The sequence below is a fragment of the Roseateles subflavus genome (assembly GCF_030285365.1).
GTDB classification, from domain to species: domain Bacteria; phylum Pseudomonadota; class Gammaproteobacteria; order Burkholderiales; family Burkholderiaceae_C; genus Roseateles_B; species Roseateles_B subflavus.
Window position 1 is genome coordinate 1 of sequence record NZ_JASVDS010000001.1, and the last position, 23,859, is coordinate 23,859.

A 23,859-nucleotide genomic window follows, 5' to 3' on the forward strand; every position below is an offset into this window, starting at 1 on the left:
GCTCAAGGGGGGCGAAGGCGCTGATCAGCTGCTGGGTGGCGAAGGTGACGACACGCTGATCGGTGGTGTCGGCAACGACACGCTGGACGGCGGTTTCGGCAGCGACACCTTCGTGTTCGCATCAGGCTTCGGCCAGGACGTGCTGAACGAGAACGACTGGGGCGGCGGCCGAGTGGACGTGGTGAAGTTCACGGACCTGGCCAGCACCGACGTCGAGTCGTTTGAGCGACGCGGATCGGATCTGGTGCTGACGTTCAAGTCCGGTGACAGCCTGACGCTGGCAAAGTACTTCTACGCCGACAATTTCCCCGAGTACAAGATCAATCAGATCCAGTTTACTGATGCGACCTGGACTCAGACTGATATCGTCCAGCGTGCGGTCTCGCATGTCGTTGGAGCGCCTAGGGGTGAAGCGCTTGCTGCGATTCCTGGAACACGCAGTCAACTGCTCGGGCTCAATGGCAACGACACGTTGAACGGCAACGCTGCCAGCAACGTTCTGGACGGGGGGGCTGGTGCTGATGCGCGGGCTGGGGGTGCCGGTAGCGACGCCTACGTTTTTGGCAAGGGCTATGGGATGGACTTCATCATCGAGCCGGACGAAACACAGGGTCCTGTGAATCGCAACTTGTTGAATGCAGGCCTCGCTCAGTCGGACCTCACGATTGTTTGCAGCGGCAACAACTTGATTGCAAACAGCAGCAGCACGTCAGACAGTCTCGCCGTTGTGGGCCGGTACTTGGGCGATGCCCAGCAGGTCGAGAAGTTCCGCTTCGCAAACGACGATGGGCTGACAAACCGGCAAGTGCAGTCGTTGGTGTCCGCAATGGCCGGATTCTCCGTGAGTGCTGTTCAGGCTGGCCCAGGCGAGTTGCCCTCGCAGCATCAGATGCCAATCCTTGGAGTGTCCGCTGTGACTGCCTGACATTGTCTTGGCCGCTGAAGCGCGACCGCTCGCAAGCCTGTTCTGCAGTTAAATGCCGGACATTGGGCCATGCGGGCGGCGCCACAGCGGTGGTTGTGTGGGCTTGAAGCCGCGAAAGCCAAAGCTCAAGCATTTGCTGGCCGAGGCGTATCAGGACATGCATCAGGACATTCTGGCGCTCACGGGCATTTTTCAGCGCAATGCACTAGCCGCGCAGGCCAGTCGCGAAGCAGCAGCCAGGACGCTCGTCCTGCATAACCTGCCTGAGCGACGTGCCTGCCGCCTAGCGGGACTCTTCAGGGATTTCAGACTGCCCACAGTCCACATTGGGGGACCGAATCCCCACCAGCCAAAGTCAGAACCTTTGCAAAAGATGTCCGCAACACACACTGTTTAGTAAAAACAGGAGCTTGCCCACAAAAATATCCACAAACATTGCAAATCAAAGGCGGTCACGGGAGGTCGTAGTTGTGTTCCTTGGCAGCTACTAGCTCCCTGGCACGGAAGACTGCTTGAGGTCAGCCAGCGTGAATTCGCTCACGTCAAGCCACTGTCTGCAACCGCTGCTAACCTGCCTGTCCATGTGGAGGGCGGCACCAGGCTGGTCAGAGGCATTCGTGGTAAACGATTCGAGAGACCGCAGAGTCCGTTACCCGACATTCAATGGCAGAGCTAAGTCATTTCTTGTCCGAAGCGGATGCCTGTACGTACCCCGCCGTGTATGCGGCAGCAAAGATGTCGCCCGCGACGGTTTGCGTTGGAAGGGCTGTCTGGAGGGTCGCCAGGAATTCGCTGCCAACTCGTGGGATGTTGTGCGCGATCCGGCCAGCGAGGGTTCCGAGTTCCCGAACAACTTGTTTCTCGATGTCCTGACTCATCGCGCGCTCTCCTACGCAGATCTGCACCGCCTGCTGGAGGATCGAAACGAGCCTGTTGCCGGCGTCCCGCGGCAGCCCCTGAAGCGCGAGCAATACCGGATAGCAAATCAGCGTCCAGCCCAGGCCATCGTTCTGCTGGAGAAACCGGACCCGACCGAACCAGCACGCCAGGACGGCGGCTACTGCATCCGGCTTGGTCTCTTCACCGAGCATCATCGAGCGCAAGAGGTTGCCCATGTGCGCGATCAGGTCGTTCGTGGACTTAGCGCTGTCCCAAATGGCTCGAACCAAGGTAATGAAGGGTCTGTGGCCCATGAAGCGCTCGTATAGCTGGGCGGCGCCGCCAGAAAATCCAGCGGGCGTCGCACCTTCCAACGATGCAATCAGGTAGCGATCGGTGACGGAGATCCCGACGTTCCAGTCGACAAGGGCCGCCAACTTGAGGCTTACCTCGGAAGGCTCCAGTTCGCTTCGGTTGTCTAGGATCTCCATCGTCTGTAGCGAAGTGCAGAACCATACAGCTGCATCGTCCGAATAGATCATGGCCCTGAGGATTGCGTCATCGCAATACACCAGGTATTTCTTCTCCTTAGCAAGCTCAACGTACTCGCGCATCACATGTAAGGGCGTGAGCTCCCCACTCTTCGGCGCGCTCGAGGTACCAGGCTGATCAATCTTGGCCACCCAACGATTCACTTCCTTGAGGATGCGTGCTGCCGTCTCAGCACCGACGCCACTGGCGAGGACCCCATTTGCATGCTGGCTGATGTAGCCGACGGTTGCCTTTGAGATGGCGATTCTTCTGAAAGCCGAGAACAGTTCATTGAACAAGCCCAGCGAGTCGACGACCAGCAGCGCGGTCAGGTCTAGCAAGGGGATGTCGCGCGTTGCGTCCGGGCTCTTTTCCTCTTTAGCCTGCGACAGGATGACCAGATGGAATTGACGGTCGCTGTAGCGCGAGGCTTTGGCGGCCTCCCAGAGCGTGAACGGGTCGCCGATGTAGTGAAAGACAAAGCCCGGGCGCACGATGAACGGAACTGGTAGCTCGCCCGACTTGACCCGCCGCTCCCTGACTTCAAAGCCCTCCAGCCGCTCTCTCGAATTGCCGCCAATCGAATCGAAGACATCGTGCAGGTCGTCGATGTCTTCGAGGCCGTTTTCAGGCAATGACACTCGCCTGAAGAAGCGGGACTCGGGCCACCGAGAGCAGAATCTGTCGATTCGCGCCTTCGCCCATTCGACGAACTGGCCATCGGGCTGAGGCCCAGTGAGCGTGACTGCCATCACCAGGTTGATGAGGATGCCTTCTTCTTCCTCGTTGTCTTGATTCACCAGTTCGCCGAGGCCCTTAGCTGTTTCGTGGGCCTTGGCATGCTCGCTTTGCTTGAAGTAGACCAGCGCGCTGAGCCGTAGGAGCTCCAGCCGCTCCTTGGGGCCTGACTCGAGTTCAAGTAAGCGGTCGATGGCCTTACGAACAGAATCCGTACGCCCCAATCGCAACGCCAGGCCCATGAAATTGTGAACATTCGGGATGCGGCTAGTCCCCGCTTCGACCACCATTTCGAGCATCTGTATGGCCTTTCCCGTGTGCCCCATCATTTCTTCGGCCACGGCAGCGGTAGCAAGCAGTCGCTCGTCACCTTTGAAACGCGCGAGGCCATCCGCCGCCACACCGGCTGCCTCTTGCCATTGGCTGAGCGTTGAATGGGCGGCCACCAGTCTCTGCGTGTCACCTAACGAAAGCAGCGCGCGGCCTTTGAGCTTCTTCGCGAGCTCTACTGCCTCCCGCGCCGGCTCAGGTTCATTGACGTTAAGGTTCAGAAACAGGTTAGCGACAAGCAACCAGGCATCAGGGTGGGTTTGAAGCCCCTCACGCAGTGCGTCCGTAGGTGAGGGCTCGGTGATCCCCAAGGTTCCCCTGCGCACGAACTCCGCGAACGGGACGAAGGACGCCCACTCAGGCTGCGCTGCCAGTACTTCATGGATCTCCCGGGCTTCGGCGTGTCGCCCAGCTTTGTGTGCAGCGGCGAAGCCAATGCTTAGTGCGAGAGGGCTGCTCTTGTGCTGTTCACCATCCCAGCGGGCAACCTTGAGCGCCACGGCGTGGCACTCATCGAAGCGACGAAGTTCGAACAGAAGGTTCGTCCGGCGGATAAGGACGTCCAGTTGCTCCGGCTGTCTGCGATTTGCGACAAGCGCGAGCTCCATCTCATTAGCACCGATGGCCAGCAACTCAAAGTCGCGCTGGAGATCGACGTACTCAGGCCGAGCCGCTGGTGCGTCCCCGAGCAGACGTATCGCTTCGGCTTCCTTGCCCAGCAGACCCGCTACCCCACACAAGACCGGCGCTAGCACATCGGTATTCGGTGGCCATCCGGCTTCACGGAGCCCACTCAGGCACTTTTCCGCCATGGACCATGCCTTCTCAGCGAGATCTAGATCGGTCCCGATCGCGCCAGACAAGGGTAGCTCGCTCAGCTCGTTGAGCGGGGTGACGTTTTCCGTCGCTCCACTCCACGCCGCCCGGGCAGCAACCAGTTGCACGCTGGTCAAGTCAGCCCGAGACAATTCGGTGTCGAGTTCGGCGGCCATGGCAAATTCAATCAACTCTTCGAACTTGCGCTGCCCAGCCAGCACAACCACCCTGGCCAGCGTCTGCTTGCGGTCAGTGATGCGCTGCAGGCAGCGTTCCGCTTCGTCGAGCTCCTGGATCGAGACATAACCACGGACGCGGAGCGACAAGCCCTCGTCAGAATCAGCACCCGATAGCATCGCCAAGGTGTCCCGAACGGCGGCCGTGTCGTTCCTATCCACGGCATGCAGGATCCTCAACTCGGCCAGCGGGAGAAGGTTTTCCTCGGTCTCATCAACGGCGTAGGCCTCTTCGAACTGAGCGATCGCCTCGTCTCGCCGGCCTCGTTGCACCAATGTCTTGGCTCGCTGGCTGATGAACAACGCTCGAAGAAACGGTGTTGAGCCAAATCCTGCCTCACCAAGTTTGGACAGGGCTTGTTCTGCTTGAGCTGTGCAACCTGCGCGCAGCATCACCCGGATCTCGAGTGCTTCTGACGGCCAGGCCGCAGTACCGCCCAATTCAGCACCGAGAACGAACGTGGCGAGTTCGTCGGGGCGAGCTTGGGCTGCACTAAGCAACCGACCTAGAGCTAGATGTCGGCTCGAACCGCCGATGCGCTTGTTCTGCCGCAGGATCTCTTCCAAGCTCGCGGCCGTTTTTACCAGTTGTAGCCGTGCTTGCAAGTGAGGCTCGATGCGCACGTCCTCATGGAGGAGCTGGCCGACGGTCAGATGTACTGTCTGCGTCTCGGTGTCGGAGAGGTCAAGCTCGTGGGGGCCTCCGCGCTTCACCCGAAGCTGATCCGAGATCCATGCCCAATGAATCGCACTCTCCGCCGGAACGGCCTTTCCCGATGAGCTGAGCTTGACCTCAGCGACGGCCAGCATGACGTCTTCCAGTGTGTTGGCATACAAATTTAAGGTCCGGCGTTTCATCCGGAACGCAATCTCGTTGCCGTCGTTCACCAGATCGAGCTTCTCGGTCCCTTTGAGCTGGATGAAGAAGGTGTGCTGAACGCCACCGTCGACGTCCACATACACCTGGAAATCGAAGCCGAAGTCGTTCTGGCCGCCGATGTCGTCGATGACCCAGCTGCCTGGACTAAAAGCGCCCAGCAGGACTTTTGAGGCCATGCTGATCCGCCTATTCCGGTCCACGATCGGAAAGTCTGCTGCCACAGTTCACCCCCTTGCTCACGCACAGCACCCGTTGACGACTAACCAGCCCTGGCAACAGATCGTCAATGCAATCCTTCTGGAAGGCGATTGTCAGCGCGCAAGATCGTCCCCGACTAACCTGCCCTCCGGGACTACCCGATAGGGACTGATCACGTACACCGGCAAATAGCGGAGTCCTGCCGTTCGGGCGAGCAAAGCGAATTGCAGCAATCGCTGCAGAACACTCAGCCGCGCCTCCAATGCATGCCAGACAAATCTGCCACGCCCCAATCACGGAAGCCTGTGCAGATCCTCATCACCCGCAAGACCGCCGGCGTTACATGTCTTGGCTAGGTCGTCCCTCTCGCCAGTTCGCCTAGCTCGGGGCTGCGCTATGCCCGAGAAGTTGAAAACTGAGTGAACAAATTGCAGAACTCAATGAACTTCGACAGCAGGCTGGGCGTGAGAAATGTCGCCCAGGCGAAGCTCCCGGACGCGGCAATGCCAGAAGCTGCGGTATCTATTCCGGAAACGCATAGATGGTGCCGGACTGGGAGTTACGGCGTGATTACATTGCGGTGACAATCATTTCCCCACCTGCCGCGACCCGGCGGTGGCGACCCCGCCGGGCTCAGAACATGAGGCTCGGCAAGTGCCTGACATTGCGATGCAGACCGGCGATCCGGCTGTGTTCCAGAGCGGCATTGGGCCAGGCCCGGCCCGCGCTTCCCCTCGCCTTCCGCCAGGGGCCGCCGCCCGAGCCTGACCCAATTCTGCTTTTCAACATCGAAGGACTTGCCATGAACCAACCCGTGATGGAAGGGCTGCGCCTGAACGTGCCCGCCTACGTCAAGCACCAGCGCCTGATCGCCTGGGTGGCCGAGATCGCCGCCCTGACCCAGGCCCGCGACGTCTACTGGTGCGACGGCAGCCAGGAAGAGTACGACCGCCTCTGCCAGCAGCTGGTCGACGCCGGTACCTTCAAGAAACTCAATCCCGCCAAGCGCGCCAACAGCTACCTCGCCTGCAGCGACCCCAGCGACGTCGCCCGCGTGGAAGACCGCACCTTCATCTGCTCGCAGAACAAGGAAGACGCCGGCCCCACCAACAACTGGATGGCCCCGGCCGAGATGCGCGTCCTGCTGCAGACCGGCGAGACCGCGCTGTTCAAGGGCGCCATGAAGGGCCGCACCCTGTACGTGGTGCCCTTCAGCATGGGTCCGATCGGCTCGCCCATCGCCCACATCGGCGTCGAGCTCTCCGACAGCCCCTACGTGGCCGTCAACATGCGCATCATGACCCGCATGGGCCGTGCCGTCCTCGACGTGCTGGGTGACAACGGCGCCTTCGTGCCCTGCGTGCACACCGTGGGCGCCCCGCTGGAAGCCGGCCAGGCCGACGTCAAGTGGCCCTGCAACAAGACCAAGTACATCGTCCACTACCCCGAGACCCGTGAGATCTGGTCCTACGGCTCGGGCTACGGCGGCAATGCCCTGCTGGGCAAGAAGTGCTTCGCGCTGCGCATCGCCTCGACCATGGGCCGTGACCAGGGCTGGCTGGCCGAGCACATGCTCATCCTCGGCCTGACCTCGCCCGAGGGCAAGAAGTACCACTTCGCCGCCGCCTTCCCCAGCGCCTGCGGCAAGACCAACTTCTCCATGCTGATCCCGCCCAAGGCCTTCGACGGCTGGAAGGTGACCACGGTGGGTGACGACATCGCCTGGATCAAGCCCGGTGCCGACGGCCGCCTGTACGCGATCAACCCGGAAGCCGGCTACTTCGGCGTCGCTCCCGGCACGAACACGCTGACCAACTTCAACTGCATGGCCAGCCTGAACCGGGACGTCATCTTCACCAACGTCGCGCTGACCGACGATGGCGACGTCTGGTGGGAGTCCATGACGGACACCCCGCCGGCCCACCTGATCGACTGGCAGGGCAAGGACTGGACGCCCGCCATCGCCAAGGAGACCGGCGCCAAGGCCGCCCATCCGAATGCCCGCTTCACCGTGGCCGCGACCAACAACCCGGCCCTGGACCCCGACTGGAACAACCCGGCTGGCGTGCCCATCGACGGCTTCATCTTCGGCGGCCGCCGCTCGACGACCGTGCCCCTGGTGACCGAGGCCCGCGACTGGGTGGAAGGCGTCTACATGGCCGCGACCATGGGCTCCGAGACCACCGCTGCGGCCGCCGGCCAGCAGGGCGTGGTGCGCCGCGACCCCTTCGCCATGCTGCCCTTCATGGGCTACAACATGGCCGACTACTTCCAGCACTGGCTGGACCTCGGCAAGAAGCTGGCCGACAGCGGCGCCACGCTGCCCAAGATCTTCTGCGTGAACTGGTTCCGCAAGGGCGCCGACGGCAAGTTCGTGTGGCCTGGCTACGGCGAGAACATGCGCGTGCTGAAGTGGATGCTGGACCGCGTGACGGGCAGCCAGGCGGGCGAGGAGCACGTGTTCGGCGTGACCCCGCGCTACGAAGACCTGAACTGGGACGGCCTGAACTTCACCAAGGAGCAGTTCGAGGTGGCCACCCGCATCGACAAGGCCGACTGGGCCGCCGAGCTGAAGCTGCACGACGAGCTCTTCGCACAGCTGGCCTATCACCTGCCGGCCGAGCTGCCGGCCACCAAGGCCAAGATCGAGCAGCGCCTGGCCGCCGAGTGATCCCCGACTGCATCCGCAGCCAAGCCCGCCTCGCGCGGGCTTTTTTCATGGCCCCGCGCCCCGCTCAAGGCCGATGACGGCACTCCGGCGAGGTCGGCGCCAGGGCGCTGCAGACGAAAAAAAACCTGCCGGCTTCATCAGCGGGCAGGCTCAACAGAGCAAGACGGCCCGAAGGCCGTTGCAGGAGACTCAGTCCTTGCGGGCGTGGGCGGCGCGCAGTTCGGCAGCAAAGCTGGGCATGCTGTCTTCGTACTGGGCGGCCAGGGCCAGCAGTTCGCGCTCTTCGCGGGCCTTCTTCGCGGCGGCCAGGTGAGCCTGGACCTTGGCGATCAGGCTCAGCCACAGGCGGGCGCCGATGGCAGCGAAGGAACCCCCATGACGAACGGTGCGGTGCAGGGGCAGACCGAAGGTTTGGGTGGCGACGCTCATGATGTGACTTCCTTGTGGGTGTTGCGGGCACCAGGGTGTGGTGCGATGGGATGAATTCTCGGGTAAACCCTAGACATTCTCCAAATGAATTGTTTGCATTTGCTCTATAAACAGCGTTCATATGAGCTTCCGCAACCTGGACCTCAACCTGCTGCGCGTCTTCGATGCCGTCATGGCGGAGCGCAACCTCACCCGGGCCGCCGAGCGCCTGGCCATGACGCAGCCCGCGGTCAGCCATGCCTTGAAGCGTCTGCGCGAGGCGCTGGGCGAGGAACTGTTCGTCCGCCAGGCCTTCGGCATGAAGCCCACGTCCCGGGCCGAGGGGCTGTGGCCGGAGATCCGCCAGGCGCTCGACCGGCTGCGCGCCGTGCTGGACCCGGGCGACTACCAGCCCGCGACGGAGGACGCCACCTTCCAGATTGCCATGGCCGACGCCACCGCTGCGCTGGTGCTGCCGCCGCTCGTGGCCGACCTCGAATCGCTGCAGGCCCGCGCCCGTGTGCACGTGCTGCCCCTCACCACGCGCGACCCGCGCAGCCTGCTCGAACAGGGCGAGGCCGACTTCGCGCTGGGCTACTTCCCGCAGGCTGTCGCGGCGCTCCAGGGGCAGGGCCAGCTGGCCGCCATCCGCCATCACCGCCTGTACGAAAGCCAGTACGTCTGTGTGATGCGCCGCGACCACCCGCTCGCGCAGGCGCCGCTGGACCTCGACACCTACTGCGCCGCCCACCACCTGCTGGTCAGTTTCTCGGGCCGGCCGCACGGCTTCGTCGACGAGTCCCTGGCGGCGCTGGGCCGCAGCCGCCGCATCGTGCTCACGGTGAACCAGTTCTTCACGGCGGGGCGGGTGGTCGCGCAATCGGACCTGCTGACGGTGCTCCCAGCCCGCTTCGTGAGCGCCACGGGCTACCGCAGCGGCCTCGTCGAGCGACCGCTGCCCCTGGCACTGGCGCCCGTTCACGTTGACATGCTCTGGCACATGCGCGACGAGGACCGGCCCTCGCTGCGCTGGATGCGCGAGCGGCTGCTCCTGGCCGCTGCGTTGGCGGCCGCCTGACCTGGGCGGATGGCGATCGGCGACAATCGCCCCATGAGCAAGATCGCCGACCTGAATGACGCCGAGTTCGCCGAACTCGACGAACTGCTGGCCCAAACGCCCGCTCCCCTGCAAGCCCTGGACGCCTCCATGCTGGACGGCTACCTCTGCGGCGTGCTGGTCCAACCCCGCCTGATCGAGATCGAGGAATGGCTGCCGCCCATCTTCGACTACGACGGCGGTGAGCTGCCGGCCGATGCCGACCCCGCCTGGCTTGCACGCATCCAGGAGCTGGTGCTGCGCCGTCATGGCGCCCTGAACCGCAGCCTGGCGGAGCACGGCTGGTTCGACCCGGTCGTGCTGGACCTGGACGCCGAAGCCGCCGCCGCCGCCGAAGCCGGCGAGACGCCCGAGGCCGATGCGGCCGACGACGAGCAGCTCTCGCCCATCGCCCGCACCCTGCTGCCGTGGGTGGCCGGTTTCCAGCATGCCGCCCTGTGCTTCCCCGAGCTGGGCGAGCTGGATGACGAGGGCGTGATGAACGCCATGGCGCGCCTGTACCGCCACCTGCCCGCCGAGACGACGGAGGAGAAGGAAGTCGTCGCCACGCTGGACCGCGAGCACCCGCTCAAGGACATCGACGACGCCATCGAGGACCTGGTCGTCAACGTGGCGGACCTCTACGACCTCACCACCGACCTGCGCTACAAGGTCGAGGCCGTGCGCCGCGAGACGCCCAAGGTCGGCCGCAACGACCCCTGCCCCTGCGGTTCGGGTCGCAAGTACAAGCAGTGCCACGGCGCCAACTGAGCGTCCCCCGGCGGCCCCGGCACGGGGCTGCCTCGCGCCCATGAAGCTGCAGATCCTCTCGGACCTCCACATGGAGACGGAGGCCTTCGAGCCCCAGCCCGCGCCCGAGGCCGAGCTGCTGGTGCTCGCGGGCGACGTCGACAGCACCTGGCGCGGCCTCGCCGCGTTCGTAGGCTGGCCCGTGCCCGTGCTCTTCGTGCCGGGCAATCACGAGTACGACCACCGCGAGATCCGCGAGACCGGCGCCCACCTGCGCCGCGAGTGCGAGCGGCTGGGTCTGGACATGCTGGACGACGAGGAGCGCCTGCGCACGGGCGTCGACGGCCGCCGCATCCGCTTCCTGGGCTCCACGCGCTGGAGCGACTTCGACGTCTTCGGCGCGGATCAGCGTGAGCGGGCGATGCGGGCGGCCGGCTACTTCCAGCGCGTCATGAATGCCCGTCTTGAGGGCCAGCCCTTCGATGCCGACGCCGTCCGCCGCCTTGGCCTCGAGAACCGGGCCTGGCTCGCGCAGGCCCTGGCCCAGGCGCCGGCCGAGCCGGTGGATGCCACCGTCGTCATCACCCACTTCGCGCCCAGCCTGAAGAGCGCCGACCCGCGCTACGGCAAGCAGCCGGGCACGGCCAGCTTCTGCAACGACGACGAAGCACTGATGCCCGGCGTGGACCTCTGGATCCACGGCCATCTGCACTGCCGCCACGACTACCGCATCAGCCATGCGGCCGGCGGCAGCACCCGCGTCCTGTGCAACGCCCGCGGCCATGGCCGCAAGGGCGAGGCGCTGGGTTACCAGGCGCAGCGGGTCGTCGAGGTCTGATCGAGGATCGCCCGGCTCGCGCCGGCAATGCCGGTCGGGCCGGCGCCGCTTGAGATTCGTCAATCCGGCAGGCGCGGCTTGTGCCAGACTTCATGCGCACCCAACGGACATGACGCCACCTGATGGCGGGGAGAAATGGCATGAAGATTCTGGTCGCCGTCGATGGCAGCTCCTATACCAAGCGCATGCTGGCCTACCTGGTCGCACACGACGAATGGCTGGGCAATGCGCACCAGTACACCATCCTGCACGCCGTGCCGGCCGTGCCGCCGCGCGCTGCCGCCGTGCTGGACAAGGCCGTGCTGAAGTCCTACTACGACGATGAGGCCGAGAAGGTGCTCAAGACCGTCCGCACGTTCTTCGAGAAGCAGAAGGTCCGCGCCGAGTTCGTGAGCAAGGTCGGCCCGGCGGCCGACGTCGTCGCGGCGGCGGCCAACAAGGGCAAGTTCGACCTGCTGCTGATGGGCTCGCACGGCCATGGCACGCTGGGCAACCTGGTGCTGGGCTCGGTGGCGACCAAGGTCATGAGCCAGACCGACGTGCCCGTCCTGCTGGTGCGTTGAACGCCGGACGGCGCCTCAGCCGAGGCGCCCGAAGCCGGCGCCGGCGCCCTCGCTAGACCCGGCGGTGCAGCCAGGCGAGCGGCGACTCGCCCGCGCTGGGTGGCGGGCTTTCGGTGGACTCGAGGCGCTGGTAGTCGCTGGTGCGTCGAAATGAATCAGCCTCGTCCTCGAGCGTGACCTCGAGGCCGAAGGCCGTGCCCATGTCCGCCGGGTCCTGCACCGGGCGATTGCTGGGCTGACGGCGGAAGAATCGCAGTGCGGCGGCAGGGGCAAATCGCATGGTGGACCTCATCTGGCAGCTGGACATGAAACGGCCCGAAGGGCCGATTCCATCGCGTATCCCTCGCGTATTGCGCTGGATCACGCAGGGTTCCAGTGTGCTCGTCTGAGCGCCCGCAGATATCCCTAAATTGGGTGGAAAACGACAGGCAGTTGGCAAAAACTCACGCGCTTGCAAAGTGATGCAAAGCCAAGTCTTTGTTGCCGATGCCATCGGTGCAATCCCTGTGCGAAATGCTATGGTTCCGGCATGACTGTTCGCACCTTCCTCGTGCTGAGCCGCGGCATGCTGTGCACCATTGCGCTGGCAGTGCTGGCCGTCTGCTGGCATGCCGCCCTGTCGGGGGACACCCGGCGCCATCCCGGCCCGCTGGCCCAGCGCCCTGCACTCGTCACAGGCGCGCTGCCCACGCTGTCCGGTCGTGCGCCTCAGCCCATGGCCCCCGCCTCCGCACCCGCGCGACGCGTGGCCCTGGCCACGCAGGGCCTCTGAGCTTCCAGGCGCGCCGGCCCGGCGGCACTCAGCCCTTCGCCGCCGTTGCGGGGCCCGCCGCCTTGCGTCGCCCGGGCAAGGCCTTGAGCGCGCCCCGGGCGCCTGTGCTGAGCGCCTGCCCCACCTGATCCAGCAGGGCCACCCGGCCCGGCGCCGGCGCGGCCTCGCTCACCAGCTTCCACTGGTGCCAGTACAGCGTCAGATCCACGCTGACGTCCGCACGCACGGGCAGCAGCTGGCGCTTGCGCACCAGCTCGCGCACCTGCAGCTCCGGCACCACCGCGATGCCCCAGCCCATGCAGGCCGCCCGCACGATGGCGTCGCTGGACGGCACATAGCGCTCCTTCAGCCGCGGATGCCGCACGCCGAAGGCCTGGCTGATCCACTGCACCTGGTTGTCGTCCTTGCGGTTGAAGACCAGGAAAGGTAGCTGCGGGAAGTTGGCCTCGTTGAGCCCGCCCGGCAGGTGTCGGGCCACGAAATCCGGGCTGGCGACGGCCACATAGGACATCACCCCGAGCGGCTGCACCACGCAGCCTCGCAGCGCCTGCTTCACCGTGCTGACGCAGCCCAGCACCTCGCCCTGTCGGAGCCAGTCGTGGGTGAAGTCCTGGTCATCGACGATCAACTCGAGCCCGAAGCCCTCGCGCAGGCCCTGCTGCACCAGGCCGTCCAGGGCTGGCAAGACCCAGGTGGCGAGGCTGTCGGCGTTGACGGCGATGGGCAGGCGCTCGTGGGGCGTCACCTGGCTGCCCAGCTCCCGCGCGACGTCGGTGCGCAGCGCCTGCAGCTGGCGCGCAAAGCGCAGCAGGACCTTGCCGGGTTCCGTCAGCCGCAAGGGGCGGGAACGCACGACCAGCAGTTGACCGACCTGAGCCTCCAGACTGCGCAGGCGCTGCGAGACGGCGCTCTGTGTGACGCTCAGGCGCTGGGCGGCGCGCTCGAAGCTGCGCTCATCGGCCAGGGCGGCCAGGCAGTCGAGGCCGGCGGAGTCGAGGTCTTTCATAAGAACAATTAATGTATCGCGAGAAATATGAATGGCGCTTCTTGATTTGCATCAGGCTCCGGACAATGCGCCAGCCGTGTCGCGTCTCACGCCTGCGGCGATTTCCCGCCCTCTTCCCCCTTCAATCCGGCCAAGCAAGCGCCGATCATTCCGGAATCCCGCCCACGGGCTTCCTTCGCAGGAGCAGTACAGATGAAAGTCGTCGTTCTGGGTGCAGGCATCATCGGCGTCGCCACCGCCTGGTATCTGCTGGAGGAGGGCCATGACGTGGTGGTGGTCGACCGCCAGGAAGACGCCGCCATGGAGACCAGCTTCGCCAACGGCGCGCAGATCTCCGTCAGCTTCTGCGAGCCCTGGGCCAATGCCGGCGCGCCGTTCAAGGTCGCCAAGTGGCTGCTGCGCGACGACTCCCCTCTGCTGTTCCGCCCGCGCCTGGAAGTGGCGCAGTGGCGCTGGGGCCTGAGCTTCCTCACCCAGTGCACCAACGCCGCCTTCGAGCGCAACGTGGAGCAGCTGGTGCGCCTGGGCCGCTACAGCCATGAATCGCTGAAGTCGCTGGTGACGCAGACGGGCATCGAGTACGAGCGCCTCGAGCGCGGCATCCTGCACTTCTTCTCCAGCCAGGCCGACTTCGACGCCGGCGCCGCCGGGGCCGAGGTCATGCGCGCCCACGGCGTGGACCGCCGCGTCCTGAACCGCGACGAGGTGCTCAAGGTCGAGCCGGCGCTGCGCGCCTTCGGCAACAACATCTTCGGCGGCACCTTCACGCCCAGCGACGAATCGGGCGACGCCCGCGTCTTCACGCAGAAGCTGGCACAGGCCTGCATCGCACGCGGCGCGACCTTCCTGTACGGCCATGACATCCTGGCGCTGCAGCGCGAGGGCCAGGCCATCAGCGGCGCGCAGATCGCCAACGTGCGCACCGGCCAGAAGGCCGTGCTCAAGGGCGATGCCTTCGTCGCCGCCATGGCCTCCTACACGCCGCAGCTGCTCAAGCCGCTGGGCGAGTTCCTCAACATCTACCCCGCCAAGGGCTACTCGGCCACCCTGCGCCTGAAGAAGCCCGAGCAGGCCAGCGTCGTGAGCCTGCTGGACGACACCCGCAAGATCGCCATCTCCCGCCTGGGCGACTACGTGCGCATCGCCGGCACGGCCGAGCTGGTGGGCATGGACACGAGCCTCGACACGCCCACCTCGCGCGTGCGCTGCGACGCCCTGGTCAAGCGCTACGAGGAGCTCTTCCCCGGCGTGGCCGACCTCGGCGAGCGCAACTACTGGACCGGCCTGCGTCCCAGCACGCCGACGAACATCCCCTACATCGGCCGCTCGAAGAAGGCGTCCAACCTCTGGCTCAATGCCGGCCATGGCACGCTGGGCTGGACGCATGGCGCCGGCTCGGGCCGTGCGGTGGCCGAGCTGCTGAGCGGCAAGCGCCCCGCGCTGGAAGGCTTCGGCTTCTACGGCGACGCCCTGCCCGCCACGCCGGCACGCCGCCTGGCCGCGGCCTGATCGCCCCGCTGCCAGGCGCCGCCCGGGGCCGGGCTCCACCGGCGCCTGTCGGCCGGGATGACTACAATCCGCGCCCTTCCCCGCATTTCAGGGCGCCGCCATGTCTTCCCTTTCCAGCGCCAATTCCCCCAGCGCCGCCAATTTCTGTGCCATCGACTTCGGCACGTCCAACTCGGCCGTCGCCATTCCCGACCCCGCGGGCGGCATGCGCCTGGTGGCGCTCGAGGGCAGCCGGGTCACCATGCCCACGGCGGTCTTCTACTTCACGGAAGGCCGCCATGACGCCGACGGCCCGCCCCGCGCCTTCGGCCGTGCCGCGCTGGCCGCCTATGTGGAAGGCACCGATGGCCGCCTGATGCGCTCGATGAAGAGCATCCTCGGCTCCAGCCTCATCGACCAGACCACCGACGCCGGCGGCGGCCGGGGCGTGAAGTACTTCGACATGCTGGCCGGCTACCTCAAGCGTCTGAAGGGCCAGGCCGAGGCCGCCGCGGGCCATGCGATCGACCGCGTGGTGCTGGGCCGCCCCGTCTTCTTCGTCGACGAGGACCCGGTGCGCGACGCCGCCGCGCAGGCCTCGCTGGCGTCCGCCGCCCACGCCGTGGGCTTCACCGACATCCATTTCCAGTTCGAACCCATCGCCGCGGCCTTCGACTACGAGCGCCAGGCCCCGGCCGAGCAGCTCGTGCTGGTCGCCGACATCGGCGGCGGCACGTCCGACTTCTCCATCGTGCGCGTCGGCCCCGAGCGCATGGCGCGGCTGGACCGCCGCGAGGACATCCTCGCCAACCACGGCGTGCACATCGCCGGCACGGACTTCGACCGCCACGTCGAGCTGGCCGCCATCCTGCCGGAATTCGGCTACCGCAGCCTCGGTCCGGCCAAGCCCGGCCAGGTGCCGCGCGAGGTGCCCAGCGGCGTCTACTTCGACCTCGCGACCTGGCACCTGATCAACACCGTCTACAGCCCGCAGCGCATGGCCGAGCTGCGCAGCATGCGCAGCTTCTACGGCGACACGCGCCACCACGACCGCCTGATGACGGTGGTGGAGGACCGCCTCGGGCACGAGCTGGCCAGCCGCGCGGAGGACGCCAAGATCGCCGTGGCGGCGGGCGGCCAGGTGGAGGTGGACCTGGGCCTGATCGAGTCCGGACTGTCGGTCCGCTTCGACGCCGACGGCGCCCACCAGGCCCTGGGCCGCGACATCGAGCGCATTGCCCAGGCCGGGCGCGAGACCGTGGCGCTGGCCGGCCTGACTCCAGATCGCATCGACGCCCTCTACTTCACCGGCGGCTCCACCGGCCTCGTCCCGCTGGCCGAGCGCATCGCAGCGGACTACCCGACGGCGCGCCGGGTCCAGGGCGACGCCTTCGCGTCGGTGGCAACCGGCCTCGGCCTGCACGCCGCCCGCCTGTTCCGCGCCCAGGCCTGACGAAAGGCACGGGGGGCCGGCCCTGCTAGATTCCGGGGCTTCGCCTCCCGAGGCAGCCCCCTGACGCCATTCCCGCGCGGCCCGGATCGTCGGCACGATCGACCGGACCGCGGACCTTCCGGAGCTTGTCCCCATGCCCAGCCGCCTGTCCCCCGCCCGCACCCCGCGCGCGCTCTGCATCGCCCTCAGCCTGGCCTTCGGCGCGCTGGCACCGCTGGCCGCCACGGCCCAGGCCCCCGCGGACGCGGCCTCTGCGGTGACCCGCTACCAGCAGCCCAGCGAGGCCATGCGGGCCGTGCTGGACGCGCCGGCCCTGCCCACGCACAGCCTTTCGCCCGACCAGAAGACCCTGGCCGTGATGCGCAGCCAGCGCTACCGGCAGGTGGCGGACCTGGCGCGGCCGGCCCTGAAGCTGGCCGGCATGCGCATCGACCCCGCCGCCCACGCGCCCCTGCTGAGCACACCGTCGCTGGAGAGCCTCGTGCTGCGCCCGGTGGCCGGCGGCGCCGAGCGCACCGTGGCGCTGCCCGCCGGTGGCGGCTTCCATCACCTGCGCTGGTCGCCCGACAGCCGCCATGTCCTGCTCAACCGCCGCACGCCCACGGGCGTGGAGCTGTGGGTCGGCGACCCCGGCACCGGGGCGCTCAAGAAGGTCCAGGGCCTGAAGCTCAACACCCTCCTGGAAGCGGACGCGGTCTGGCAAGGCCCCGACGTGATGGTGGTGCTGGCGGTGCCCGCCAAGACCGGGCCGGCACCGCGTTTCGAGGCCCCGGACGGCCCGACGGTGCAGGAGTCCCTGGGCCGCCAGTCCCCGGAACGCACCCTGCAGGACCTGCTGAAGAACGCGCAGGACGAGGCCGTGTTCGCGCATTACGTGCGCTCGCAGCTCACCCGCGTGAACCTGCGCACCGGCGCGCTGCAGGCCCTGGGCGAGCCCGGCCTCTTCTCGAGCCTCCAGGCCGCGGGCACGCAGGGTCAGGTCTTGACCGAACGCCTGCGCCCGCCCTTCAGCTACCAGGTCACCTGGCAGGACTTCGCCCGCGACGTCGACCTGCGCGACGCCCAGGGCCGTGTGCTGCGCGCCCTCGCCCCCGTCGCGCTGAAGAAGGATGTGCCGGTGGATGGTGTCATCACCGGCCCCCGCCACTACACCAGCTCGCCGGGCGCGGACGCGGCCGTGTACTGGCTCGAGGCCCTCGACGGCGGCGATCCGCGCCGCAAGGTCGAGCACCGCGACCGCCTCATGCGCCTGGCCGCGCCCTACACCGGCGAGCCGCAGGAAGTGCACCGCAGCATCGGCCGCGCGACCATGACCGAGTTCCTGGAGGGCGGCCAGCAGGCCGTGCAGGCCGATGTGGACCGCGAACGCCAGTGGATGCGCCTGAGCCTGCTGGACCTCGGCGCCCGCCCGGCCCCGGCCCGCGTGATCAGCGAGCGCTCGACGCGCGACCGCTACAAGGACATCGGCCAGCCCCTGCGCCGCATGCAGCCGAACGGCCGCCAGGCCATGCGGGTGGATGACGGCGCCCTGTGGCTCGTCGGTGCCGGCGCCAGCCCCGAGGGCGAGCGTCCTTTCCTCGACCGCCTGCAGCTCTCGGATGGCAGCATCCGCCGCCTGTTCCGCGCCGGCAGCAGCCACTACGAGCGCCCGCTGGCCGTGCTGGACGCCCAGGGCAGCCAGGTCCTCCTGAGCCGCGAGAGCGCGAGCGAGGTGCCGCAGCTCGTGCTGCGCAGCGGTGCGGAGCTCTCGCAGGTCCAGGCCCTGACCCGCTACACCGACCCCGCCCCGCAGCTGCGCGACGTGCAGCGCGAGCTGGTCAAGTTCAAGCGGGCGGATGGCGTGGAGCTGTCGTTCTGGCTGTACAAGCCGCCCGGCTACCAGGCCGGCGAGCGTCGCCCGACCTTTGTGTGGGCCTACCCGCTGGAGTTCACCGACGCCTCGGTCGCCGGCCAGGTCAGCGGCTCCGGCAACCGCTTCACCAGCTTCGGCGGCACGAGCCCGCTGATGCTGCTGCTGGACGGCTACGTCGTGCTGATGGACGCCACGATGCCCGTGGTGGGCGACCCCAAGACGGTCAACGACAGCTTCATCGCGCAGATCACGAGCAACGCGCAGGCCATCATCGACAAGGCCGTGGAGCTGAGCGTCAGCTCACGCGAGACCATGGTGGTGGGCGGTCACAGCTACGGCGCCTTCATGACGGCCAACCTGCTCGCGCACACCGATCTGTTCAAGGCCGGCATCGCCCGCAGCGGCGCCTACAACCGCTCGCTGACGCCCTTCGGCTTCCAGAGCGAGCAGCGTACCTACTGGGAGGCGCAGGACGTCTACCAGCGCCTCTCGCCCTTCAACTACGCCGACAAGCTCAAGGAGCCGCTGCTGCTGATCCACGGCGACAGCGACGACAACCCGGGCACCTTCCCCATCCAGAGCCAGCGCTTCTACCAGGCGCTGTCCGGCACGGGCGGCCACGTGCGCTATGTCTCCCTGCCCTACGAGGGTCACGGCTACACGGCGCGTGAATCCATCGGCCACACGCTGTGGGAGATGCGCCAGTGGATGCAGCGCCAGGTCGGTGAGGGCAAGCCGCTGAACTGAGCGGTGGCCTGAAACGATCACGGGGCGCTCTGGGCGCCCCGTGCCACGAGATGGCGATGCCGGCAGCGGTGCCGACGCGCCGGCTCAGTGCCGCCGCGGCGGGCCGCCTCGCCCGCCCGGCCCGGGTCGACGCGGGCCACCGGGCCGACCGGCAGGCTGCGTGCTCTTGAGCGGCCGCGTCACGTCGGCCAGCAGCAGGCTGGCACGCACGAGGCACTCGACAGCCTCGGCCACGTCCGTCGGCGGCTCCAGGGACTCGATCTCCTCGAGCAGCTCGTCGGCGTCCTCGAGGTCGTCCGGGTCCAGGTGCATGTACAGCTGCGCGAGCGGCTCCAGCAGCTCGGAGGCCTCTTCCGCCATCAGGTCCGGGAAATGCTCGGAGGCGAGCGCGAAGCCCGCCACCCAGGCATACACGACCTCCGCGGGCTCGGCGTCCTCGTCGAGCTCGAAGACCCAGGGGTCGAACCACTGGCGCTCGGCGATGGCGGTGTTCAGCTCGCGGTAGCGGCGGCGCACCAGGGCGAAGAGCGCCTCGCCGTCGTAGCCGCGCGGCGGCTGGCGGCCGTCGGGGTCGAGCACGAAGGGCGCCCAGTCCGCGAAGGGCACGGGCCGGGGCTGCAGCAGCACGCCCACGAGGTAGCCGTCCAGCATGCTGATGTCCAGGGGCTCCAGCGGGCCGGGGACGGCATCGAGCAGCGACTGCAGGCGCTCCATGTCCTGCTCAGACAACGGCTCGTCGGACCGTGCCTGCGAGACAGGGGCCGCGGCCGGTGCCGGGCGCCGGGCCGCGGCTGGCGCGGGTCGGGCGGCCGGTCCGGGCTGGCGGGCGCCGCCGCGCGGAGCGGCCGGCGACTGGGGGCCGCCTTCGGTGGGCCGACGGCTCCGCTGGCCTCCTCCGGACGCGGACGGGTGGGACGACGAGGGCTTGCGCGGCTTGGAGGTACTCATGCCCGCATTATCCGGCCCCAGCTCCTCGCGCAGGGCTTTTGACGGGGCGGCCCCTCCCGCCGGCGAAGGCACCGCACAATCGGCACCGCCCCGCCTTCTGCCTCCCCCCTGCCATGAGCGACACCCCGACGACCGCCCGCCGATTCCTGTTCCTCAACGCCAGCACCCGCGTGCCCGGCGTGATGGGCAATACCGAGGCCCTGGCCCGGACCGCGGCCGCCGCGCTGCCGTCAGGCATCGAGCAGCAATGGCTGCGCCTGGCCGACCATCCGCTGCCGCCCTTCGTCGATCACCGGCACGACATCGGCACCTATCCCCTGCCGGAAGGCGCTGGGCGGCTGCTGCTCGACGCCACGCTCGCGGCCACGGATCTCGTGCTGGTCGCCCCCGTCTACTGGTACAGCCTGCCGGCCTCCGTGAAGCTCTACCTGGACCACTTCAGCGCCTGGATGCGCGTGCCCGGCCTGGACTTCAAGGCCCGCATGGCCGGCCGGCGGCTGTGGCTGGTCACGACCAGCGGCGACCGCGCCAAGGCTCAGCCCATGATCGACAGCACGCGCCTGTGCGCCGAATTCCTGGGCATGCAGTGGCAGGGCGCCCTGTGGGGCAAGGGCGGCGCGCCCGAGGCGATCCGCGCGGACGAGACGGCCCTGACCGAGGCCACCCGCTGGTTTGAGGGGGTTTGAAACATCTGCTTGCCAAAGACGCGGGTCATCCCACCAAGTAGGGATAGCGAGCCCCCCGGGCCAACCCTAGAGTTGCACCCATGCCGGCCGAGAGGCCAGCACGGATCCCAACGACGTCCTTACCCAAGGACTTATCCGCCCGAGCACGCAAGTGCTTGGGCGTTTTTTTTGGCGGGTGCGGAAGGTCCGTCCGCGCGGCGTCGGGCGACCCGCGCGCTCAGTCGAAGCCGGCGCGCAGGCCCTGCCGCAGGTGATCCACCAGCAGACGCACGGGCTGCGGCGTGTGGCCGCTCCAGGGGTGGATGGCGTAGATGGCCTCGCCAAAGAAGTCGACGGGCCGCCATGCCGGCAGCACCGGCTCCAGCAGCCCTTGGCGAAGGGCCTCCCTCGCGCTGAAGTCGGGCAGCAGCGCCAGGCCGAGGCCCGCCAGCGCCGCCTCGCGCAGCACCTCGCTGTTCCCGGCCCGCAGCGGGCCCTGCACCGGCACCCGCACGCGCTCGACGGCCTCGCCCCGCCCGCGGGCGAAGAACCACTGCGCCGGCCCCGAGCGCAGGTACGGCAGGCAGGCATGCCCGGCCAGCTCGGCCGGATGCTGCGGCCGCCCCGCGCGTGCGAGGTAGGCCGGGCTCCCCACCAGCAGGGCCTGGGACGCGCAGAGCTTGAAGGCCACATGGGTGTCCGGCGGCCGGCTGGTGTGGCGGATGGCCAGGTCGAAGCCCTCCTGCGCCAGCGCGACGAGGCGATCGGACAGGTCCAGCTCGATGCGGATCTCCGGGTAGCGCTCGAAGAAGGCCGGCAGCGCCGGGGCGATGTGCTGGCGCCCGAGCGCCACCGGCGCGGTGACGCGCAGCAGGCCGCGCGGCGTGCCGGCCGCCTCCAGCGCCTCGCTCAGGCTGCGGCTGAGCAGCTGAAGCCCCGGCTCCGCCTGCTCGACGAGACGCCGGCCGGCGTCGCTGAGCCGCACCGAGCGGGTGCTGCGCTGGACCAGCTGCTGCCCGAGGTGCCGCTCCAGCTCGGCAATCCGCTGGCTGATGGCGGCCTTGGAGAGCCCGAGCCGCTGCGCCGCCTGCGTGAAGCTGCCCAGGCGCGCCACGGCCACGAGGGCCTGGAGCTGCACCCAGAGCTGTTCCTCGCGGACGGCGGGACGGGGCGCTGGCGGCGCGGCAGGCGCAGGGGCAGAAGCGGTCATGGCGGGTCCGATCGGCGGGAGTCAGGCCTCTCGATTGTTCATCAATCTGAACAATGATGTCAGCCTCCCGGGCTAGGCAGGGCGGGCGGCGCTCCCTAGACTGCCCTCATTCCCCAGCCTTCCCGAATCGAGTTCCCATGAGCACCCTTGCCTATACCGATGCCCGCGACCTGGGCCACTACATCGCCGGCCAGCGCGTGGCCGCCAGCGGCGAGCGCCGCCAGCCCGTCTTCAACCCGGCGACCGGCGCCGTGGCGCGTCAGCTGCAGCTGGGCACCGTGGAGGATGTCCAGGCGGCCGTCGCCGCGGCCCAGGCCGCCTTCCCCGCCTGGGCGGACACCCCGCCCCTGCGCCGCGCCCGTGTGATGTTCAAGTTCCTCGAGCTGCTGCATGCGCACCGCGACACCCTGGCCGCCATGATCACCGCCGAGCACGGCAAGGTCTTCAGCGACGCCCAGGGCGAGGTCGCGCGGGGCATCGACGTGGTCGAGTTCGCCTGCGGGATTCCGCAGCTGCTCAAGGGCGACTACACCGAGCAGGTCTCGAACGGCATCGACAACTGGACCCTGCGCCAGCCCCTCGGCGTGGTCGCGGGCATCACGCCCTTCAACTTCCCCTTCATGGTCCCGATGTGGATGGCGCCGGTGGCCCTCGCCTGCGGCAACACCTTCATCCTCAAGCCGAGCGAACGCGACCCCTCGCCGAGCCTGCTCGTCGCCGAGCTGCTGAAGGAGGCCGGCCTCCCGGACGGCGTCTTCAACGTGGTGCAGGGCGACAAGACCGTGGTCGACGCCCTGCTTCACCACCCGGACGTCAAGGCGCTCAGCTTCGTCGGCTCCACGCCCATCGCGCAGTACATCTACCAGACCGGCGCGTCGCAGGGCAAGCGCGTCCAGGCCCTGGGCGGCGCCAAGAACCACATGGTGGTGATGCCCGACGCCGACATCGATCAGGCCGTGGACGCCCTCATCGGCGCCGCCTACGGCTCGGCCGGCGAGCGTTGCATGGCCATCTCGGTCGCCGTGCTGGTCGGCGAGGCGGCGGACCGCCTGATGCCCAAGCTGGCCGAGCGCGCCCGCAGCCTGGTGATCCGCAATGGCATGGACCCGGCCGCCGAGATGGGCCCCGTCGTGACCCGCGAGGCCCGCGAGCGCATCGAGAACTACATCGCCTTGGGCGTGGCCGAGGGCGCCGAGCTGGTGGTCGATGGCCGTGGCCATCAGGTCGCCGGACATGAGGGCGGCTTCTTCACGGGCGGCACGCTGTTCGACCGCGTCACCCCGGGCATGCGCATCTACCGCGAAGAGATTTTCGGCCCCGTGCTCGCCTGCGTGCGCGTCCCCGACTTCGCCACGGCCGTGGACCTCGTCAACGCCCACGAGTTCGGCAACGGCGTGGCCTGCTTCACCAGCGACGGCAACGTGGCCCGCGAATTCGCACGCCGCATCCAGGTGGGCATGGTGGGCATCAACGTGCCGATCCCCGTGCCCATGGCCTGGCACGGCTTCGGGGGCTGGAAGAAGAGCCTGTTCGGCGACATGCACGCCTACGGCGAGGAGGGCGTGCGCTTCTACACCAAGCAGAAGAGCGTCATGCAGCGCTGGCCGGCCAGCATGGCCAAGGGCGCGGAGTTCATGATGCCCACGCACCGCTGAGCACGCCGTCCGCCACGCGACCGGGGCGTTGGCGGGCCTCGAGCGGCGCCGCGTGGGTGATCGAGATCCGGCATGGCCGGGTCACGTGTCCGGGTCGCGTGTCGGGGTCACACGCCCGGGTCACGTGTCGGGGTCGCCTGCGGGTTTCGTGCGGCCGGGAAGCGGCTTCAGGCGCAGGGTCCGGGTCCGGGTCCGGTTCCGCGC

At 67.8% G+C, this 23,859-nt stretch carries 18 protein-coding genes; 12 read left to right on the forward strand and 6 right to left on the reverse strand.

Annotated features, from left to right (window positions below):
* On the forward strand, positions 1-925 hold a 925-nt coding region (locus QRD43_RS00005), incomplete at its 5' end, for a calcium-binding protein (protein ID WP_285980410.1).
* 677 nt (positions 926-1,602) lie between these two features.
* Here QRD43_RS00005 and QRD43_RS00010 read toward each other — a convergent pair.
* On the reverse strand, positions 1,603-5,511 hold the full coding sequence (locus QRD43_RS00010) for a PIN domain-containing protein (RefSeq protein ID WP_285980411.1): 3,909 nt from the start codon (positions 5,509-5,511) through the stop codon (positions 1,603-1,605).
* Positions 5,512-6,335: 824 nt separating this feature from the next.
* Between QRD43_RS00010 and QRD43_RS00015 the strand changes: the two genes are divergently transcribed.
* Entirely contained in the window at positions 6,336-8,204 is a 1,869-nt protein-coding gene (locus QRD43_RS00015; protein WP_285980412.1) for a phosphoenolpyruvate carboxykinase (GTP), read from the forward strand.
* 189 nt (positions 8,205-8,393) lie between these two features.
* Here QRD43_RS00015 and QRD43_RS00020 read toward each other — a convergent pair whose 3' ends face one another.
* Positions 8,394-8,633, reverse strand: a complete 240-nt coding sequence (locus QRD43_RS00020) for a hypothetical protein (RefSeq protein ID WP_285980413.1) — start codon at positions 8,631-8,633, stop codon at positions 8,394-8,396.
* Positions 8,634-8,754: 121 nt separating this feature from the next.
* Here QRD43_RS00020 and QRD43_RS00025 point away from each other — a divergent pair, with 121 nt between their 5' ends.
* The 4 genes from QRD43_RS00025 (at position 8,755) to QRD43_RS00040 (ending at position 11,859) form a co-directional block, all read left to right on the forward strand.
* Entirely contained in the window at positions 8,755-9,690 is a 936-nt protein-coding gene (locus QRD43_RS00025; protein ID WP_285980414.1) for a LysR family transcriptional regulator, read from the forward strand.
* Positions 9,691-9,723: 33 nt separating this feature from the next.
* Complete coding sequence (locus tag QRD43_RS00030; RefSeq protein ID WP_285980415.1) at positions 9,724-10,479, forward strand: UPF0149 family protein; 756 nt, start codon at positions 9,724-9,726, stop codon at positions 10,477-10,479.
* Positions 10,480-10,519: 40 nt separating this feature from the next.
* Positions 10,520-11,296: a metallophosphoesterase gene (locus tag QRD43_RS00035; protein ID WP_285980416.1), complete on the forward strand. Its 777-nt coding sequence runs from the start codon at positions 10,520-10,522 to the stop codon at positions 11,294-11,296.
* 140 nt (positions 11,297-11,436) lie between these two features.
* Positions 11,437-11,859 (forward strand): universal stress protein, encoded by a 423-nt coding sequence (locus QRD43_RS00040; RefSeq protein ID WP_285980417.1) that lies wholly within the window; start codon positions 11,437-11,439, stop codon positions 11,857-11,859.
* Positions 11,860-11,911: 52 nt separating this feature from the next.
* Here the strand turns inward: QRD43_RS00040 and QRD43_RS00045 are convergent, their stop codons facing one another.
* On the reverse strand, positions 11,912-12,139 hold the full coding sequence (locus QRD43_RS00045; protein WP_285980418.1) for a hypothetical protein: 228 nt from the start codon (positions 12,137-12,139) through the stop codon (positions 11,912-11,914).
* A gap of 249 nt (positions 12,140-12,388) precedes the next feature.
* On the opposite strand from QRD43_RS00045, the gene QRD43_RS00050 reads away from it, so the two are divergent.
* On the forward strand, positions 12,389-12,631 hold the full coding sequence (locus QRD43_RS00050) for a hypothetical protein (RefSeq protein ID WP_285980419.1): 243 nt from the start codon (positions 12,389-12,391) through the stop codon (positions 12,629-12,631).
* A 28-nt stretch (positions 12,632-12,659) separates the two neighbouring features.
* On the opposite strand, the gene QRD43_RS00055 is transcribed toward QRD43_RS00050, so the two are convergent.
* Positions 12,660-13,637 (reverse strand): LysR family transcriptional regulator ArgP, encoded by a 978-nt coding sequence (locus QRD43_RS00055; protein WP_285980420.1) that lies wholly within the window; start codon positions 13,635-13,637, stop codon positions 12,660-12,662.
* Positions 13,638-13,829: 192 nt separating this feature from the next.
* Between QRD43_RS00055 and QRD43_RS00060 the strand changes: the two genes are divergently transcribed.
* From QRD43_RS00060 to QRD43_RS00070, 3 genes are all read left to right on the forward strand, one after another.
* Positions 13,830-15,146 carry a D-amino acid dehydrogenase gene (locus tag QRD43_RS00060; RefSeq protein WP_285980421.1) on the forward strand — a complete coding sequence of 439 codons (1,317 nt, stop codon included), beginning with the start codon at positions 13,830-13,832 and terminating at the stop codon, positions 15,144-15,146.
* Between the two features lie 100 nt (positions 15,147-15,246).
* Positions 15,247-16,578 (forward strand): Hsp70 family protein, encoded by a 1,332-nt coding sequence (locus QRD43_RS00065; protein WP_285980422.1) that lies wholly within the window; start codon positions 15,247-15,249, stop codon positions 16,576-16,578.
* 133 nt (positions 16,579-16,711) lie between these two features.
* A complete protein-coding gene (locus tag QRD43_RS00070) occupies positions 16,712-19,177 on the forward strand; it encodes an alpha/beta hydrolase family protein (RefSeq protein WP_285980423.1) in 2,466 nt (821 codons plus the stop codon).
* An 84-nt stretch (positions 19,178-19,261) separates the two neighbouring features.
* Here the strand turns inward: QRD43_RS00070 and QRD43_RS00075 are convergent, their stop codons facing one another.
* Positions 19,262-19,891, reverse strand: a complete 630-nt coding sequence (locus tag QRD43_RS00075) for a YecA/YgfB family protein (protein WP_285980424.1) — start codon at positions 19,889-19,891, stop codon at positions 19,262-19,264.
* A 347-nt stretch (positions 19,892-20,238) separates the two neighbouring features.
* Here QRD43_RS00075 and QRD43_RS00080 point away from each other — a divergent pair, with 347 nt between their 5' ends.
* Positions 20,239-20,811: a flavodoxin family protein gene (locus QRD43_RS00080; protein ID WP_285980425.1), complete on the forward strand. Its 573-nt coding sequence runs from the start codon at positions 20,239-20,241 to the stop codon at positions 20,809-20,811.
* 217 nt (positions 20,812-21,028) lie between these two features.
* On the opposite strand, the gene QRD43_RS00085 is transcribed toward QRD43_RS00080, so the two are convergent.
* The gene (locus QRD43_RS00085) at positions 21,029-22,000 is read right to left on the reverse strand and encodes a LysR family transcriptional regulator (RefSeq protein ID WP_285980426.1); all 972 of its coding nucleotides are present in this window, start codon (positions 21,998-22,000) and stop codon (positions 21,029-21,031) included.
* A 137-nt stretch (positions 22,001-22,137) separates the two neighbouring features.
* Between QRD43_RS00085 and QRD43_RS00090 the strand changes: the two genes are divergently transcribed.
* Positions 22,138-23,655: a CoA-acylating methylmalonate-semialdehyde dehydrogenase gene (locus QRD43_RS00090; protein WP_285980427.1), complete on the forward strand. Its 1,518-nt coding sequence runs from the start codon at positions 22,138-22,140 to the stop codon at positions 23,653-23,655.
* The last annotated feature ends 204 nt before the right edge of the window (positions 23,656-23,859 follow it).

Coding starts and splice junctions, on each gene's coding strand:
- QRD43_RS00010 (WP_285980411.1), bottom strand. CDS start 5,511: ATGGCCTCAAAAGTCCTGCTGGGCGCTTTTAGTCCAGGCAGCTGGGTC.
- QRD43_RS00015 (WP_285980412.1), top strand. CDS start 6,336: ATGAACCAACCCGTGATGGAAGGGCTGCGCCTGAACGTGCCCGCCTAC.
- QRD43_RS00020 (WP_285980413.1), bottom strand. CDS start 8,633: ATGAGCGTCGCCACCCAAACCTTCGGTCTGCCCCTGCACCGCACCGTT.
- QRD43_RS00025 (WP_285980414.1), top strand. CDS start 8,755: ATGAGCTTCCGCAACCTGGACCTCAACCTGCTGCGCGTCTTCGATGCC.
- QRD43_RS00030 (WP_285980415.1), top strand. CDS start 9,724: ATGAGCAAGATCGCCGACCTGAATGACGCCGAGTTCGCCGAACTCGAC.
- QRD43_RS00035 (WP_285980416.1), top strand. CDS start 10,520: ATGAAGCTGCAGATCCTCTCGGACCTCCACATGGAGACGGAGGCCTTC.
- QRD43_RS00040 (WP_285980417.1), top strand. CDS start 11,437: ATGAAGATTCTGGTCGCCGTCGATGGCAGCTCCTATACCAAGCGCATG.
- QRD43_RS00045 (WP_285980418.1), bottom strand. CDS start 12,139: ATGCGATTTGCCCCTGCCGCCGCACTGCGATTCTTCCGCCGTCAGCCC.
- QRD43_RS00050 (WP_285980419.1), top strand. CDS start 12,389: ATGACTGTTCGCACCTTCCTCGTGCTGAGCCGCGGCATGCTGTGCACC.
- QRD43_RS00055 (WP_285980420.1), bottom strand. CDS start 13,637: ATGAAAGACCTCGACTCCGCCGGCCTCGACTGCCTGGCCGCCCTGGCC.
- QRD43_RS00060 (WP_285980421.1), top strand. CDS start 13,830: ATGAAAGTCGTCGTTCTGGGTGCAGGCATCATCGGCGTCGCCACCGCC.
- QRD43_RS00065 (WP_285980422.1), top strand. CDS start 15,247: ATGTCTTCCCTTTCCAGCGCCAATTCCCCCAGCGCCGCCAATTTCTGT.
- QRD43_RS00070 (WP_285980423.1), top strand. CDS start 16,712: ATGCCCAGCCGCCTGTCCCCCGCCCGCACCCCGCGCGCGCTCTGCATC.
- QRD43_RS00075 (WP_285980424.1), bottom strand. CDS start 19,891: ATGGAGCGCCTGCAGTCGCTGCTCGATGCCGTCCCCGGCCCGCTGGAG.
- QRD43_RS00080 (WP_285980425.1), top strand. CDS start 20,239: ATGAGCGACACCCCGACGACCGCCCGCCGATTCCTGTTCCTCAACGCC.
- QRD43_RS00085 (WP_285980426.1), bottom strand. CDS start 22,000: ATGACCGCTTCTGCCCCTGCGCCTGCCGCGCCGCCAGCGCCCCGTCCC.
- QRD43_RS00090 (WP_285980427.1), top strand. CDS start 22,138: ATGAGCACCCTTGCCTATACCGATGCCCGCGACCTGGGCCACTACATC.